This window comes from Streptomyces sp. NPDC001056 (assembly GCF_053598955.1).
The window spans coordinates 159,535-175,143 of sequence record NZ_JBSFLI010000017.1 but is presented as its reverse complement, the minus strand read 5'-3'; the positions used below and the strand labels follow the sequence as shown (position 1 = coordinate 175,143).

General features: G+C 73.7%; 12 protein-coding genes and 1 pseudogene. 11 read left to right on the top strand and 2 right to left on the bottom strand.

Annotated elements, in window-relative coordinates:
• From ACWDD7_RS21345 to ACWDD7_RS21305, 9 genes and pseudogenes are all read left to right on the top strand, one after another.
• Positions 1–257: pseudogene (locus ACWDD7_RS21345) on the top strand (2-oxoacid:ferredoxin oxidoreductase subunit beta); the annotation flags it as partial.
• A 33-nt stretch (positions 258–290) separates the two neighbouring features.
• Positions 291–2,243: an FAD/NAD(P)-binding protein gene (locus ACWDD7_RS21340; protein WP_450458495.1), complete on the top strand. Its 1,953-nt coding sequence runs from the start codon at positions 291–293 to the stop codon at positions 2,241–2,243.
• A 26-nt stretch (positions 2,244–2,269) separates the two neighbouring features.
• Complete coding sequence (locus ACWDD7_RS21335; RefSeq protein ID WP_450458494.1) at positions 2,270–3,781, top strand: class I adenylate-forming enzyme family protein; 1,512 nt, start codon at positions 2,270–2,272, stop codon at positions 3,779–3,781.
• A gap of 167 nt (positions 3,782–3,948) precedes the next feature.
• Complete coding sequence (locus ACWDD7_RS21330) at positions 3,949–4,515, top strand: TetR family transcriptional regulator C-terminal domain-containing protein (protein ID WP_351877060.1); 567 nt, start codon at positions 3,949–3,951, stop codon at positions 4,513–4,515.
• 283 nt (positions 4,516–4,798) lie between these two features.
• Positions 4,799–6,238, top strand: coding sequence for an MFS transporter (locus ACWDD7_RS21325; RefSeq protein ID WP_450458493.1), 1,440 nt, complete (start codon positions 4,799–4,801; stop codon positions 6,236–6,238).
• Between the two features lie 167 nt (positions 6,239–6,405).
• Positions 6,406–7,386 (top strand): quinone oxidoreductase family protein, encoded by a 981-nt coding sequence (locus ACWDD7_RS21320; protein ID WP_450458492.1) that lies wholly within the window; start codon positions 6,406–6,408, stop codon positions 7,384–7,386.
• Between the two features lie 46 nt (positions 7,387–7,432).
• Positions 7,433–8,050 (top strand): pyridoxamine 5'-phosphate oxidase family protein, encoded by a 618-nt coding sequence (locus ACWDD7_RS21315; RefSeq protein WP_392211492.1) that lies wholly within the window; start codon positions 7,433–7,435, stop codon positions 8,048–8,050.
• 300 nt (positions 8,051–8,350) lie between these two features.
• On the top strand, positions 8,351–9,052 hold the full coding sequence (locus ACWDD7_RS21310) for a ribonuclease HII (protein ID WP_351877056.1): 702 nt from the start codon (positions 8,351–8,353) through the stop codon (positions 9,050–9,052).
• Positions 9,053–9,120: 68 nt separating this feature from the next.
• The gene (locus ACWDD7_RS21305; RefSeq protein ID WP_351877055.1) at positions 9,121–9,753 is read left to right on the top strand and encodes a hypothetical protein; all 633 of its coding nucleotides are present in this window, start codon (positions 9,121–9,123) and stop codon (positions 9,751–9,753) included.
• Between the two features lie 324 nt (positions 9,754–10,077).
• On the opposite strand, the gene ACWDD7_RS21300 is transcribed toward ACWDD7_RS21305, so the two are convergent.
• On the bottom strand, positions 10,078–10,695 hold the full coding sequence (locus tag ACWDD7_RS21300; protein WP_392211495.1) for a hypothetical protein: 618 nt from the start codon (positions 10,693–10,695) through the stop codon (positions 10,078–10,080).
• Positions 10,696–10,985: 290 nt separating this feature from the next.
• The gene (locus tag ACWDD7_RS21295) at positions 10,986–13,166 is read right to left on the bottom strand and encodes a RecQ family ATP-dependent DNA helicase (RefSeq protein WP_450458490.1); all 2,181 of its coding nucleotides are present in this window, start codon (positions 13,164–13,166) and stop codon (positions 10,986–10,988) included.
• A 132-nt stretch (positions 13,167–13,298) separates the two neighbouring features.
• Between ACWDD7_RS21295 and ACWDD7_RS21290 the strand changes: the two genes are divergently transcribed.
• Both ACWDD7_RS21290 and ACWDD7_RS21285 read left to right on the top strand, forming a co-directional pair.
• Positions 13,299–14,741, top strand: coding sequence for a DUF4192 domain-containing protein (locus ACWDD7_RS21290; protein ID WP_450458489.1), 1,443 nt, complete (start codon positions 13,299–13,301; stop codon positions 14,739–14,741).
• A 107-nt stretch (positions 14,742–14,848) separates the two neighbouring features.
• The gene (locus ACWDD7_RS21285; protein WP_450458488.1) at positions 14,849–15,607 is read left to right on the top strand and encodes an NUDIX hydrolase; all 759 of its coding nucleotides are present in this window, start codon (positions 14,849–14,851) and stop codon (positions 15,605–15,607) included.
• The last annotated feature ends 2 nt before the right edge of the window (positions 15,608–15,609 follow it).

The following is a 15,609-nucleotide window of genomic DNA, read 5'->3' as shown; positions in this document are numbered from 1 at the left end:
ACCTCGACGTGGTCACCGTGACCCCCGAGAACGAGACCGACCTCCTGGTCCACGACGCCCACGCCGCCTCCCCCACCACCGCCTTCGCCCTCTCCAGGCTGACCGCGCCCACCCCCGTCGGCGTCTTCCGCCGCGCCGAGCGGCCCGTCTACGACACCGCCCTCAACGCCCAGCTCGACGCCGCGACCGACCGGCACGGCAAGGGCGACCTGACCACCCTCCTCACCGGCACCGACACCTGGACCGTCCTCGACTAGCCCCCGTCGTCCCAACTTCGCAGGGAGATCGGCATGTCCACTCGCACCATCGACATCTGCATCGTCGGCGCCGGCCCCCGGGGCACGGTCGCACTGGAACGCATCTGCGCCAACGCGCCGTCGCTGAGCCCCGGCCAGGACGTCCACGTCCACGTCGTGGATCCGTACCCCGCCGGCGGCGGCCGGGTGTGGAAGTTCGACCAGCCGCGCGAGCTGCTGATGAACACCGTCGCCGGCGACGTCACGGTCTTCACGGATCAGACCGTGACCTGCGACGGGCCGCTGACCCCCGGACCCACCCAGTACCAGTGGGCCCGGATGGTCGCGGACGGCCGGGTGACCGACGTCAGCGACGAGGCGAAGGCCGAGGCCGCGCAGATGGAGGCATGGTCGTACGCCTCCCGCGCCTTCCAGGGCGAGTACCTGGGCTGGGCGTTCCGGCACATCGTCGACCGCGCACCGGCCGAGGTGTCCGTCAGCGTCCACCGGACGCGGGCGGTCTCCGTCACCGAGTCCGCCGACGGGCTGCAAGAAGTGCGGCTGGAGGGCGAGGACCTGCCGCTGCGCGTCGACGCGGTGGTGCTCGCACAGGGCCACTACGACGTGGCGCCCACGACCCGGGAGCAGGAACTCGTCGACTTCGCGGCCCGGCACGGTCTGCACTACGTGGCCCCCGACAGCCCCGCCGAGGCCGATCTGTCCTGGGTACGGGCGGGCGAGCCGGTCATCGTGCGCGGCCTCGGCCTCAACTTCTACGACTACATGATCCTGCTCAGCGAGGGCCGCGGCGGCCACTTCGTCACCGACGGCGACACCCTGCGCTATCTGCCCAGCGGCCAGGAACCGGTGATGTACGCGGGTTCCGGGCGCGGGATGCCGTACCGGGCCAGGGCGGAGATCAAACAGGAGGTGGTGCCCCGCTACAAGCCGGACTTCATCACGGCCACCGAGATAGCCGAGCTGCGCGTCGGCGCCGGCACCGGGCGCACCGACTTCCGGCGCGACCTGTTCCCGCTGGTGGCCAAGGAGGTCGCCTGGGTGTACTACCGGGCGCTGCTCAGGGACACCGCGCCCGAGGGGCACGCCCGGCTGGTGGCCGAGTTCCCGGGCCTGGACTGGGGCAGCCCCCGGATGGAGCGGCTCATCGAGGAGCTGGTGCCCGACCCGCGGCTGCGGTTCGACTGGCAGCGCCTGGACCGCCCGGCGGACGGCCTCGGCTTCGCCGATCAGGCGGCGTTCCGCGACTGGATCACCGGCCAGCTCGCCGAGGACCTGCGCCACTCCCGGCTCGGCCCGGAGCGCAGCGCGGTGAAGGCCGCCGCCGCGGTGATGCGCGACCTGCGCGAGGAGGTGCGGGCGGTCATCTCCCACCGGGGGATCAGCGGGGCGTCGTACCGCGACCACATCGACCGCTGGTTCAGCGGCCTGAACAACTACGCGGCCAGCGGCCCGCCCGCCACCCGGGTCGCGCAACTGCTCGCGCTGGTGCGGGCCGGGGTGGTCGAACCGCTCGGCCCGCGGATGAGGGTGAGTGCCGAGGACGGCGTCTTCCGCGCTCTTTCTCCGGACGTGCCCGGCACCGAGGTGCGGGCCACCGCCCTGGTGGAGGCGCACCTTCCGCTCACCGACGTCCGCCGGGCCACCGATCCGCTGCTCGCCTCGCTGCGCGCGGCGGGGGAGTGCCGGGCGCACTTCATCCCCGACGCCGACGGAGAGGGATACGAGACCGGCGGTCTCGACGTGACCGAGTCGACGTTCCAGGTGGTGCGCGGCGACGGCACCCCGCACCCGGCACGCTTCAGCTACGGCCCGCCGGTGGAGTCGGTGCAGTGGGTCACCGCCATCGGCGCCCGTCCGCACGTCAACTCCCGCACCCTGCTCCAGGGTGACTCGATCGCCCGGTCCTGCCTGCGCCAGGGCATGGCGCGGCTCGCCCGGCTCGGCGCCGACGAGAGCCGCGGCACGACCGTTCCGCTGGCTGGCTGACACCCCCACCGACGAGGAGACGGCAAATGATCACGCTCGATGCTCTACGACAGCACGCCGCGGCCGCGCCGCACCGCGTGGCGGTCAGCGACGGGGACGAGGCCCTCACCTGGACCGAACTGGCCGACCGGGTCGAGGCGGTGCGGGCCTGGCTGACCCGCTCGCTGGACGCCGACGAGTCCAACCGGGCGATGGTGGTCGCGGGCAACAGCGTCCGCGTCGTCGTGGCGACCGCCGCGCTGACCTCGCTGGGCATCCCCTGGGTGGGCGTCGACCCGGAACGCGACGGCGCCACCATAGCCGAGCAACTGGCTTCCGTGGAGCCCACGTTCATCGTGGTCGACAGCTCGCTGCCGAACCTGCCGCGGGACTTCTGGCCGCGCTGGGGCGACACCGCCGTCCTGCTCGACCTGGTGGCGTTCCCCGCCTTCGACACCAGGGTCACGCACTATCTGGCCGCCGCCGAGGGCGAGCACCAGCCGTCACCGTGGGTCCAACCGCCGTTCAGCGCGCTGGGGTTCACCAGCGGTACGACGGGCACCCCGAAGCTGTTCATCCGCCGCAAGCGCACCGAGAACCAGCGGGTCGCCTTCCTGCGCGACCGGTTCGACTTCGGCCCCGGCGACTCGTTCCTCATCACCTCGCCGCTCGCCTTCGCCTCCGGCCATGTGTGGGCCGGCGCCGCGCTGGCCCTCGGCGCCTCGGTGCGGCTCGGCCCGCCGGACCCCGAGGCGGCGGTGGAGGTGCTGGCCGAGGAGCGGCTGACCGGCGCCTTCCTCGTACCGCCGTTCCTCGACAGGTTGTTGGAGGCCGCCACCACCACACACCGGGACGCCGACCTGACGGCGCTGCGCTTCCTGCTCACCGGCGGCCGGCACATCAGCCCGCGCACCGTCGAACAGACCCGGGACCGCCTGGGCGACCTGCTGTACGCGTACTACGCGACCACCGAGACCGGCATCAACACCCTCGCGGACCCGGCCGACTTGGCGGCGGCGCCGTACGCGGCCGGCCGCTTCATGCCGGGCGTCACGGTGCGCGCGCTGGACCCGGACACCCTCGGCGAGCTGCCCGTCGGCCGGGTGGGACTGCTCGCGATCGACAGCGCGTTCGCCCTGGACGAGTACGCCCACCGACCGTTGGACACCGTCGAGATCGCCGGCCGCCGACACATCCTGACCAGCGACTACGGCTATCTCGGCGACGACGGACGGCTCTACGTCACCGCACGCTCCGAGCCGGGCCTGGACATCGTCCGGATCGAGGGCGTCATCAAGGAGGACCCGGCGGTGCGTGACGTGTGCGTCACCTCGGGTCTGGACGGCGCGGACACCGGCGCGGTCGCGGTGGTGGTGCTGCGGCCCGGCCTGGCGCCCGAGCTGCGGCAGCGCGCCCTGGTCCGGGCCGGCGAGGTCCTCGGCCGGTACGCGGGCCCCGCGAGGGTCACCGAGGTGGAGCGGATTCCGTACAACAGCGCGGGGAAGGTGGCGTTGCTGGTGCTGCGGGAGGAGGTGGGCGTGCGGGTCGGCGCGGCCTGAGCCGGGCGCCGGACGGCCGTGCCGTCCCGTAGGCCCCTCGTCTCGGCGTACCCCTGTCGTACCCCGTACCCCGTAGCCCTTCCCGTCCTGCCCCGAGCCCCTGCCGGTCGTCATCGGCAGGGGCTCGGCCTTGCGTTCTGTACCTACTAGTATGTACAGTGGAACGCATGAAGCCGACGAAGGACCACCTCGTCGAGGCCGCTGCCGAGCTGCTGTGGGAGCGCGGCTACGCGGCGACCAGCCCGGCGATGATCCAGAAGCGCTCCCGCGCCGGACAGGGGAGCATGTACCACCACTTCTCCGGCAAGGCCGACCTGGCCGTCACCGCCATCCGGCACTCGGCGGGGCAGCTGCGCCTCGCCACGGAGGCGGCGCTCGGCAGCGGCACGACGGCGCTGGAACGCCTCGGCGCCTACCTCGACATGGAACGCAACCCGCTCGCCGGCTGCCGCGTCGGCCGGCTCGTCCAGGACCCCGACGTCGTCGCCGACGACCAACTGCGCGCCCCCGTCGCGGAGTTCTTCATCTGGCTGCGGCAGCGCATCGCCGACGTGCTCGCCGAGGGCGTGCGCACCGGCGAACTGCGCGCCGACACCGACCCCGCGGCCATGGCCTCGCTCCTCATCGCCGCCGTCCAGGGCGGTTACGTACTCGCCCGCGCCCAGCAGGACCAGGCGGCGTTCCGTCACGCGACCGAGGCCGCGAAGAGTGCCTTGGACCGGCTCAGAGCCTGAACCGCACGACCCGCCGTCCGCTGAACCGCACGACCCGTCGCCCGCGCGGCGCCACGTCCGACCGCCGCACCAACCCGCCGCACCACCCCGCCGTACGGCGCCGCGTCCGACGGCCGCACCTCTCGCCGCCCGGCGCCGCGTCCGACCGTCGCACCACCCCGCCGTACGGCACCGCCTCCGGCCGTCGCTCCGGCCCGCCCCCGCGCGGTACCACCTCCGGCCATCGCACCGGCCCGCTCGCCGGACCCCGCCTCCGCACCGCGACCGAAAGAAGGTTCACCCCATGACCACCGTCCCCGACTCTCCGACGAGCACGGCGCGGCAGCCGATAGCCGCGTCCACGCCCGCCCCGCCGGCCGCCGCCCCGGTGCGCAGCGCGCGTCACACCGCGCTCGCCCTCGCCGCCGTCTGCCTCGGCTTCTTCATGATCCTTCTGGACGGCAGCGCGCTGAACATCGCCCTGCCCGCCATCGAACGCGACGTCCACGGCTCGATGGCCGCCCTCCAGTGGGTCGTCACCATCTACACCATCCCGCTGGCCAGCATCCTGCTCACGGCGGGCAGCATCAGCGACCGCTGGGGTGCGCGCCGGCTGTTCGTCTCCTCGCTCGCCGCGTTCACCGCCGCGTCCCTGCTGTGCGCGGTCAGCCCCGATCTGACCGTCCTGGTGGTGGCCCGCTTCCTCCAGGGCATCGCGGCCGGCGGTCTGCTGCCCACCACGCTGGCCATCATCGCCCGCACCTACCCCGACCCGCTTGAGCGCGCCAAGGCCATCACCGTCTGGGGTGCCACCGGCGGACTCGCCCTCGTCGCCGGCCCGCTCGGTGGTGGCGCCCTGACCGAACTGCTCGGCTGGCGCTCGATCTTCCTCATCAACGTGCCCGTCGGCCTGGTCACTCTCTACCTCGCCCAGCGCTACGCGAGCGAGACCCCCCGGCGCGAGTCCCGCGCCGCCGACCTGCCCGGCCAGCTGACCGGCATCATCGCCCTCTCCGCGATCGTCGCCTACCTCATCGAGGGCGGCTCGCTGGGCTGGCTCGCCCTGGTTCCGCTGCTCCTGCTGGCCGTCGCGGTCCTCACCGCCGTCACCTTCGTGGCCGTCGAGTCCCGCTCGAAGCACCCGATGCTGCCGCTGGCCGTCTTCCGCCGCTCCGCCTTCTCCGCCTCCATCACCAACGGCTTCGCCTTCCAGTTCGGCGGCTACGGCCTCCAGTTCATGCTCGCCATCTACCTCCAGCAGCAGTGGGGCCTCAGCGCCGAGAAGACCGGCATGTACTTCCTCCCCTTCGGGATCGCCTGGGTCTTCGGCACCATCGTCCTCAACCGCCGCCTCGTGCACCGCGGTCCGCGGTTCCTGCTGTGGACCGGCGCGCTGTCCTCCTTCATCGGAAGCGCCCTGCTGCTCGGCGTCACCGACCAGGGCACCTGGCCGCTGTTCGCCCTCGGCACCGGTCTGACCGGCCTCGGCTGCGGTGTGTTCTCGCCGAGCCTGAACGCCGCCGCGCTGCTGGCCATCGACCCGGCCTACGCCGGCCTCGGCTCCGGCGTCCTCAACACCGCCCGCCAGGTCGGCATGGCGATGGGCGTGGCGCTGCTCGGCTCCCTGATCGGCATGCACGACACCCTGCTCGGCATGCGCCTGAGTGTCGTCCTGGTGGCCGTCTGCTTCTTCGCCATCATCGCCCTCAGCGTCCGCTACGTGCCGCGCAAGGAGACCGCCTGACCCGCCTCCGACCCAGCGGGGCCGTGCCGGACGGACACCCGACGGCGCGGCCCCGCCCCTCGTCCGCGGCCCGGCCACCTCCGGCGTCGCGGCCCGACCCCCTCCGGCTCCGCACCCCGATCACCTTCACTCTCGTCTACCGATCCCCATCAGCAAGGAGTGTTCCCATGCGCGCAGTAGTGGCCGAGCGGCACGGCGGCCCCGAGGTCCTGACCGAGACCGACCGCCCGGACCCGCGACCGGGTCCCGGCGAGCTGCTGGTCCGTCTCGCCGCCGCCGGGATCAACTACAAGGACGTCTACGAACGCGAGGGCCGCGCCGCGCTGCGCGCCCCCTTCGTCCCGGGCAGCGAGGGCGCCGGCACCGTCCTCGCGACCGGCGCCGACGTCACCGGCTTCCGGCCCGGCGACCGCGTCGCCTGGTGCGCGGCCCCCGCCTCCTACGCCGAACTCGTCGCGGTCCCCGCCCGCGCCGCGGTCCGCGTCCCCGACGACATCCCGGACGCCGACGCCGCCGCGACCATGCTCCAGGGACTGACCGCCCACTATCTGACGACGTCCACCTACCGGGCGGCCCCGGGCGAGACCGCGCTCGTCCACTCCGCGGCCGGCGGCCTCGGACAGCACCTGGTGCGACTGCTGGTCCGCCGCGGCGCGCGCGTCATCGGTACCGTCTCCGCGCCCGGCAAGGCGGCCGCGGCCGAGGCGGCCGGCACCCACCACGTCATCGTCCGCGGCGGCGATCCCGGCGAGCTGACCCGGCGGGTCCTCGACCACACCGACGGCAGGGGAGCGGACGTCGTCTACGACGGCATCGGCAGGGACACCTTCGAGGCGGGGCTCGCCGCGCTGCGGCCGCGCGGCACGTTCGTCCTGGTCGGCGCCGCCTCCGGGCCCGTACCGCCGTTCGACCCGCAGTCCCTCGCGCCCCGCGGCTCGCTGTTCCTCACCCGTCCCACCCTCGTCGACCACGCCTCCGACCCCGACGAGCTGACCGCACGCGCCGCCGACGTCTTCCGCTGGCTGCGGGAGGGCGTGCTGAAGACCGCGATCGGCGGCCGGTACGGCTTCGACCGGGCCGCCGAGGCACACGCCGACCTCCAGTCCGGCACCACCACCGGCAAACTCCTCCTCCACCCCGGCCACTGAGCCGCCCGCAGGCCGGACGGAGGCCGAAGGCAACGGAGACGCGCCCATGACCCGCTTCGCCCGCATCGCCTACACCGACTCGGTCAGGGGCGTCCAGGAACGCAACGGCAGCGCCCACGCCATGCTGCGGCAACTGGACGGACCCGACGAGCCCGACCCGCTGGGGCCGGTGGAGCAGCAGTTCATCGCCGAACGCGACAGCTTCTACATGGCCACCGTCAGCGAGACCGGCTGGCCCTACATCCAGCACCGCGGGGGCCCGCCCGGCTTCCTCCACGTCCTGGACGAGCACACGCTCGCCTTCGCCGACGTCGGCGGCAACCGGCAGTTCATCACCACGGGCAACCTGCGGCACAACGACAAGGTCGCCCTGTTCCTGATGGACTACGCCTACCGGGCCCGGCTGAAACTCTTCGGCCGCGCGCGCTGGCAGGACGCCGACGAGGCGCCCGCACTCGCCGGCCGCCTTGCCCGGCCGCGTACCGACGGCCGCCTGGAACGGCTCGTCACCATCACCGTCGAGGGCCTCAGCTGGAACTGCCACCAACACATCACGCCGCGCTTCAGCCGCGCGGAGCTGGACGAGGTGCTGCAACCGATCAGGGACGAGATCACGAGACTGAGGGAGGTGAACCAGACACTCGCCCCGGAGGACGCCGTGTGAATCGCGGGTGCGACCCCCTGACGAGGTGGGGTGTGGAGCGGGTGGAGTCGGTGCGATCGGCGAGGACTTGCCTCCCAGGCAATCCATGTGCGGGACGGAGGGGTTGGGGGCGTTCGGGTGCGACCCGTGGTCCTTCTCCCGCGGGTCTCCGCGGTCGACCGGCGACCCTGCCCGTTGATGTGCGCTCGCAAATCAGATGACCCTGGTTCCGGTACGGCGGCCGGCCGGCCGGTACTCCCGCCGCCGTGAGGGCGACCGGGGTGTCGGCCGGTGCCCCCGGCGGCGTAATCTAAGGGCGCCATGCCGTACGAACCTCCCACCCACACCGTCGAGCGCTCCCTGCGTGCCACGACCGGAGCGAAGGTCATCGCCGGTGTCGACGAGGTGGGGCGCGGCGCCTGGGCCGGGCCCGTCACCGTCTGCGCGGCGATCACCGGACTGCGCCGGCCGCCCGCGGGTCTGACCGACTCCAAGCTGCTGACCGTCAAGCGGCGCACCGCGCTGGACGAGATCCTGCGGGCGTGGGTGACGGCCTACGCGCTGGGGCATGCTTCCCCCGAGGAGATCGACGACATGGGGATGACGGCCGCGCTGCGGCTCGCCGCCGTCCGCGCCCTGGACGCCCTGCCGGTCCGCCCCGACGCCGTGATCCTCGACGGGAAACACGACTACCTCGGCGCCCCCTGGCGGGTGCGTACGGTGATCAAGGGTGATCGCTCGTGCGTCGCCGTCGCGGCGGCCTCGGTGATCGCGAAGGTTCAGCGCGACAAAATGATGGCCGAACTGGCTGTCGACCATGCAGACTTCGGGTTTGCGGACAACGCCGGGTATCCGTCGCCCGTGCACAAGGCCGCACTGGAAGAGCGGGGCCCCACCCCGCACCACCGTTTGTCGTGGGCGTATCTTGATGCGCTGCCCCAGTGGCGGCATCTCAAGAAGGCCCGCAACTGGGCGGACGGAAGCGTTCCGGAAATCGAGGGTCAGCTCGGCTTCGACTTCTGACGGTTCCGATCGCACTGATGTGCCACCCCGTCATCAGCGCCACTTCAACGTTTGATAAAAATCAGCTCATGCCTCTCATTCCCGAGGAGCCTCAGATTCACGAGAGTGCCCAGGGTCCCCGCGTCACGCCGGCCAGCGGCCGCACCGCCCCGACCCCTCGCCCCGTACCCGGACCCCGTCCCGCGGCGCCGTCCCGCCCCGGTCGTCCCGGCCCTCAGCGGCCCACGCCGCCGGTGCAGCGCACGCCGCGTGACGTGGCTCCGGCCAAGCCCGGCCCCTCCGGCCCGGCCACTGCCACCACCGCCGCCGCGGCCGGTCCGCAGATCCAGCTGATCCCGGCCTCGGCCGGGGGTGCGATCGACGCCGCCGAAGAGGCCGTCGACCTGCTGCTGGACTCGGGCCGCGCCCCCGGCGACGTGCTCGTGATCACCACCGGTGCCCAGCACCCGTGGGCCGAGCACGAGCTGTCCTTCGGCGAAGCCGCCTACTGGGCGCAGCACGACGCCGGTGACGACGTCTTCTACACGGACGCCGCCATCGCCGACCGTGCCGGGTCCCGTCCGGTGGTCGTCGTGGCCCTCAACGGAGACCCCGACTCCGCCGCCACCGTCCTGCCGCTGGCCAACTCCCGCGCCGAAGCCCTGCTGATCGTCTGCGGCGACCCGCAGCAGATCAACTCGGCACTGGCCGCGGGCGTCTGACCGGGCACCGGGCACCGGGTACGGGCAGCCGCCCGAAGGGGCACCGCACGGTGTGCCCTTCGGCGTGCCGTCCGGCGTTCTGGCGCGCCTGTTGCGTGCCTACCGCGTGCCTCGGCACCGGTCGCCCTGGCCGCGGGCAGGTCACGCGTCCGTCGGCGCCTCAAGGGCCCGGTACCTGGCAGGTGTCCCCAGAGCGTTGGGGCGCCGACGCGCGAGCGAAGCCGAGCGCGGGGGAGGGCGGTCGCCGGGGCACCCCCTCCGGGGAGGCACCGGGACAGCGCCGGGACGCCTCGGGTGGTGTGTGGTCGTCGCCGGTGCCGACCCTCAGCGCGCGGCCGCCCGACGCAGCACCTCGGAAACCGGCCCCCCGGTCCGAGGCGCGGGCGGCGGAGCATCCGCCGTGGCGAATGGCTCCGGCTCCGAGTGCGCGTTGGGCCGGCGCCCACCCCGCCCCTCGCCCAGCACCTGCCAGCCGTCATGGGTCAGGGTGATGTACGCCCCGCACCGCAGCCCGTGCAGTGTGCAGGCGTCACGCAGCCCCCACATCCACGCGCCGTCCTCCTCGGTCCAACGCGCGTCCCCCTCGCGGCAGTAGAGCAGGACGGCGGTGCGGACCGGAGTACGGCGGCGCAGGTCGTGCGGTATGACCCGGCGCAGCTGGGACAGCAGCGCGTTCCGGAACATCCAGCCGTCCGCCGGGGCGGCGGCCCGACGGGGGAACGACGCGCTGGCGCACAGCCGTTCGTCCGGGTCGAGCACGGCCACGACGGCCGTGGACGGCCGCGGATGATGCCGGGCGTGCAGTCCGCTGACGACCTCGCGGGGGTTGCGCAGCAGCGGGATCCCGGCGGCGGCCCACTCCGCCGGCTCCAGCACCCGGCTGGCGGAAGAGGTGGGCGTCGACAACGAGGCCGCCGGGGACGAGGCGAATCCGAAGGTCACGTTCCTCCCTTCGGCTACGCGCCCACACAGCGGGCGAGGTCGGATTCGGGGACCGCGCACCGCAGCGAAGCCCAACCGGATCACGGACAGGCCGTGCGGGGAGCGGATCTCAATTCTTCCTGTCGAACTGGAATGCGGCAACGAGCAATTGGGGTCACCGCCGGTTATCGGATGGTGCGTGGCTTATATCCCTACCCATGGGGCGGGCGGATGACGCATGGCGTGCCCGCACCTCTCCGGGGCGGGTCCCCGGCCCCCTGACGTGCGGGCGGGGCTTCCGGTGACCGAGGTCAGCCCTGAACGGCGAGGACGAGCGGCAGCACCCCCTTCGCACCGGAGCGGCGGAGCAGCCGCGCCGCGACCGCGAGGGTCCAGCCGGTCTCCGTGAAGTCGTCGACCAGCAGCACCGGACCGTCGGCCTCGGCCAGCGCCGACGCGAGGGCGGGTGGCACCGTCAACGCGCCGTCGAGGGCCTTGAGCCGTTGCGCGCTGTTGCTGCGCGACATCCGGGGCGCGTTCTCGTCGTACGTCACGGACCCCAGCAGCGGCAGTCGCCCGGTCTCCGCGATCCGCTCGCCCAGCGAGTGGACGAGCCGGGGCCGGGTGCGCGAGGCGACGGTGACCACTCCCACCGGTCTCGCCCGGGCCCCGTCGACCCCGGGCGCCCAGCCGCCCGGACCCTTGGCCCAGTCGGCCAGCACCGCGATCACGGCGCGCGCCACGTCGTCCGACACGGGCGCGTCCGGCGTCTGCGGCGCGAGCAGCGGGCGCAGCCGGTTGCCCCAGCCGATGTCGGAGAGCCGGCCGAGCGCCCGCCCCGGGGCGGCCTGTTCACCGGCCGGGATACGCCCCTTGAGACCGATGCCGATGGCCTGCAACCCGGTCGGCCACATCCGCCGGGGCTCCACCTCCACCCCCGCGCGCCCCAGATCGCTGCGCGCCGCGTCGAGCGCCGACGGGGAGGCGTCGGCGGTGAAACGCGGGCCCGCGCAGTTGTCGCAGCGGCCGCACGGCTTGGCCCCCTCGTCGTCCAGCTGCCGTTGCAGGAACTCCATCCGGCACTCGGTGGTGCTCGCGTACGCGCGCATCGCCTGCTGCTCCGCAGCGCGCTGCCGGGCCACCCACGCGTACCGCTCGGCGTCGTACGACCACGGCTGACCCGTCGCGAGCCAGCCGCCCTTGACCCGGCGCACCGCACCGTCCACGTCGAGGACCTTCAGCATGGTCTCCAGCCGGGAGCGGCGCAGCTCGACCAGCGGCTCCAGCGCGGGCAGCGACAGCGGTCCGGCCGCGCGGGCGAGGACGTCCAGGGTGCGCCGCACCAGGTCCTCGGCGGGGAAGGCGAGCGAGGCGAAGTACTCCCAGATCGCCTCGTCCTCCCGGCCCGGCAGCAGTAGCACCTCCGCGTGCTCCACACCGCGGCCGGCGCGGCCCACCTGCTGGTAGTAGGCGATGGGGGAGGCGGGCGAGCCGAGATGGACCACGAAGCCGAGGTCGGGCTTGTCGAAACCCATGCCGAGCGCGGAGGTGGCGACCAGCGCCTTGACGCGGTTGGCGAGCAGGTCGTCCTCCGCCTGCTGCCGATCGGCGTTCTCCGTCCTGCCGGTGTACGACGCGACGGTGTGGCCGCGCTGCCGCAGGAACGCGGCGACCTCCTCGGCGGCGGCAACGGTGAGGGTGTAGACGATGCCGGAGCCCGGCAGGTCGTCGAGATGGTCGGCGAGCCAGGCCATCCGGTGCGCCGCGTCGGGGAGCCGCAGCACGCCGAGACTCAGACTCTCCCGGTCCAGCGGGCCGCGCAGCACCAGGGCGTCGGAGCCGCCGCCGGTCCCCAGCTGCTCGGCGACGTCGGCGGTCACCCGGGCGTTGGCCGTGGCGGTGGTGGCCAGCACGGGGACGCCGGGCGGGAGGTCGGCGAGCATGGTGCGCAGCCGCCGGTAGTCGGGCCGGAAGTCGTGGCCCCAGTCGGAGATGCAGTGCGCCTCGTCCACGACCAGCAGGCCGGTCGCCGCGGACAGCTTGGGCAGGACCTGGTCGCGGAAGTCGGGGTTGTTGAGGCGCTCCGGCGAGACGAGCAGGACGTCGACCTCGCCGGCGGCGATCGCGGCCTGCACGTCCTCCCACTCCTCGGTGTTCGACGAGTTGATGGTCCGGGCGTGGATGCCGGCGCGGGCCGCCGCCTCCACCTGGTTGCGCATGAGCGCGAGCAGCGGCGAGACGATCACCGTGGGCCCGCTGCCCCGAGCCCGCAGCAGCGAGGTCGCCACGAAGTACACCGCGGACTTGCCCCATCCCGTGCGCTGCACGACCAGTGCTCGGCGCCGCTCGGCGACCAGCGCCTCGATCGCCCGCCACTGGTCCTCGCGCAGCCGGGCGGCGCCCGTGGCGTCCCCGACGAGCCGGGCGAGGACGGCGTCCGCCCGTGCCCGGAGATCCGCGTTGCTCGTGTGCTCGTGCTCCATGCGTTCCATACAACAGGACGGGACCGACGAACGGGCGGGCCGGAGGCGGATCTGTGGACAACCGCAGTGGCTTGTCGTGTCCCTGATTCGACTTATCCACAGGCCCGAGCGGACTCGCGGGATCCGCGAGATCGTCGGCGCATGACGAATCACAGCGAATCCACCGCGCAGGTCACCCTGCGCACCCCGGCCGAACTGGCCGACGCCCTGCCCTACCTGCTGGGTTACCGGCCGGAGGACAGCATGGTCCTGGTCGCCCTGCACGACAGCGGAGGCAAGGGCAGGTTCGGCGGCCGGGCCCGCCTCGGCATCCCCGCGCACGAGGAGGACTGGGAGGAGGCCGCGCGGCAACTGGCCCGGGGCCTGGTGACCGGCAGCGAACGGCGGGGCGCCAAGCCCGAACAGCTGGTGGCCTACGTCTGCCAGGAACCCACCCCGGGAGAGCGCGGCCGGGACGTCAAACGCCGGCTCGCCCGCCTCGTCCACCTGCTGCGCATCCAGTGCGGCGACCTCGACGTGCCGGTCATCGAGGCCCTGTGCATCTCCGACGGCCGCTACTGGTCGTACTGCTGCCCCGTCGAGGACTGCTGTCCCGAGGACGGTACGCCGATGGGCCTGCCCGGCACCTCCGTCCTCGCGGCCGCGGCCACCTACGCCGGTATCCAGGTCCGGGGCACCCTCAAGGAGCTGCGCGCCCGGCTCCAGCCCTGGGAGGCCGCCGCGGCACGGGAGCAGGAGGCCGCCCTCGACGCGGCGGGCGTGGCCCTGGTGCCCCGCATCCTCGACGAGGCGGGCCGCGCGGAGGTGGCCGAGGAGACCGTCGTCCTCGCCGAGCGGCTCCTCCACCGCCTCGCCGCGGCCACCCCGGTCGCCGGCGCGCTTCCGGCCGACCTGCGCGACGACGGTCTGATCGGGCACGACGAGGCGGCCCGGCTGATCCTCGGCCTCCAGGACCGCAACACCCGCGACCGCGCCGCCGCGTGGATGGAGGGCGACGAGGCGGCCCCGGCACTGCGGCTCTGGCGCGCCCTCGCCCGCCGCTGCGTCGGACCCTACGGCGAACACGCCGCCCCCGCGCTGACCCTGGCCGGCTGGGTCGCCTTGTCCACGGGCGACGAACTCGAAGCCCGCGAGGCCCTGGCCATGGCGATGGGCGCCGACCCCGACTACCTCTTCGCCCGCCTCCTCCACCAGGCGTGCAACGAGGGGATCGACGTGGAGTCGATCCGCCGCTGCCTGCGAGTGGACCGGACCGAGAAGGCACCGGCCACAGCGCCCGCGAAGCCCGCGGCGCCCGCGAAGCCCGCGGCGACCGGGAATCCGGCGGACCCGGCACCTGCGGACCCGGCACCTGCGGACCCGGCACCGGCCGGCGAGTCGGATCCGGCCGCGCGGATCCGCCGACGCCGCCGGCTGAGGTCCGCCGTCGCCACCCTGGGCGACGGTCCCCGCGCCGCCCGCGTGCCCGGACAGCGCCGCCCGCCGGCCCCCGGACCGGCCGCCGGCCGGCCCCAGCGCCCAGGCACCCGGCACCCGGCCGGCACCCGTACGCACACCAAGGGAACGGAGGAGACCACGCCCTGAAGCGGCCGGGAGCCGACCCGACGCCCATAACGCGACGAAGCGGAAGCGCCATCGCTGCGACCGGCGAAGGGCGTGTTTATCGTCAGGCAGACGACTATGATCGCGGCATGCCCTACGACCCGTCAGCCTTTCCGCCCTTCGCCGTCACCGTGGACCTGGTCGTGCTGACCGTTCGCCGTCATGCGCTGTGCGCGCTGGCGGTGCGCCGGGGCGAGTCGCCCTTCCAGGGACGGTGGGCGCTGCCCGGCGGCTTCGTACGGGCCGACGAGGACCTGAACCAGGCGGCGGCACGCGAGCTGGTGGAGGAGACCGGGCTGCACGCGCACGACCCCTCGGCCCCCGCACAGGACAACGGGGCGCACCTGGAGCAGCTCGCCACCTACGGAGACCCCGATCGGGACCCGCGGATGCGCGTGGTCAGCGTCGCGCACCTCGCGCTCGCCCCCGACCTGCCCGCACCCCGCGCGGGAGGCGACGCCAGCAACGCGCGCTGGGCCCCGGTCGAGGAACTGCTCCAGCAGGGCGGTCACGGCCGCGACGGCGAACCCGTCGCACCGCTGGCCTTCGACCACGCCCGGATCCTCGCCGACGGCGTGGAGCGGGCCCGCTCCAAGATCGAGTACTCGTCGCTGGCCACCGCGTTCTGCCCGCCGGAGTTCACGGTCGGGGAGTTGCGCCGGGTGTACGAGGCGGTGTGGGGGGTGGTCCTCGACCCGCGTAACTTCCACCGCAAGGTCACCGGGACCCCGGGATTCCTCGTTCCGACAGGAGGCACGACCACACGCCAGGGTGGCCGCCCGGCCCAGCTCTTCCGGGCCGGTGGGGCCACGCTGCTCAATCCGCCGATGCTGCGTCCCGAGGTCTGACC

Bases quoted from the DNA above. Each gene is read 5' to 3' on its own strand.
- ACWDD7_RS21305 (WP_351877055.1), top strand. From the start codon at position 9,121: ATGCCTCTCATTCCCGAGGAGCCTCAGATTCACGAGAGTGCCCAGGGT.
- ACWDD7_RS21315 (WP_392211492.1), top strand. From the start codon at position 7,433: ATGACCCGCTTCGCCCGCATCGCCTACACCGACTCGGTCAGGGGCGTC.
- ACWDD7_RS21295 (WP_450458490.1), bottom strand. From the start codon at position 13,166: ATGGAACGCATGGAGCACGAGCACACGAGCAACGCGGATCTCCGGGCA.
- ACWDD7_RS21285 (WP_450458488.1), top strand. From the start codon at position 14,849: ATGCCCTACGACCCGTCAGCCTTTCCGCCCTTCGCCGTCACCGTGGAC.
- ACWDD7_RS21335 (WP_450458494.1), top strand. From the start codon at position 2,270: ATGATCACGCTCGATGCTCTACGACAGCACGCCGCGGCCGCGCCGCAC.
- ACWDD7_RS21290 (WP_450458489.1), top strand. From the start codon at position 13,299: ATGACGAATCACAGCGAATCCACCGCGCAGGTCACCCTGCGCACCCCG.
- ACWDD7_RS21320 (WP_450458492.1), top strand. From the start codon at position 6,406: ATGCGCGCAGTAGTGGCCGAGCGGCACGGCGGCCCCGAGGTCCTGACC.
- ACWDD7_RS21330 (WP_351877060.1), top strand. From the start codon at position 3,949: ATGAAGCCGACGAAGGACCACCTCGTCGAGGCCGCTGCCGAGCTGCTG.
- ACWDD7_RS21340 (WP_450458495.1), top strand. From the start codon at position 291: ATGTCCACTCGCACCATCGACATCTGCATCGTCGGCGCCGGCCCCCGG.
- ACWDD7_RS21310 (WP_351877056.1), top strand. From the start codon at position 8,351: ATGCCGTACGAACCTCCCACCCACACCGTCGAGCGCTCCCTGCGTGCC.
- ACWDD7_RS21325 (WP_450458493.1), top strand. From the start codon at position 4,799: ATGACCACCGTCCCCGACTCTCCGACGAGCACGGCGCGGCAGCCGATA.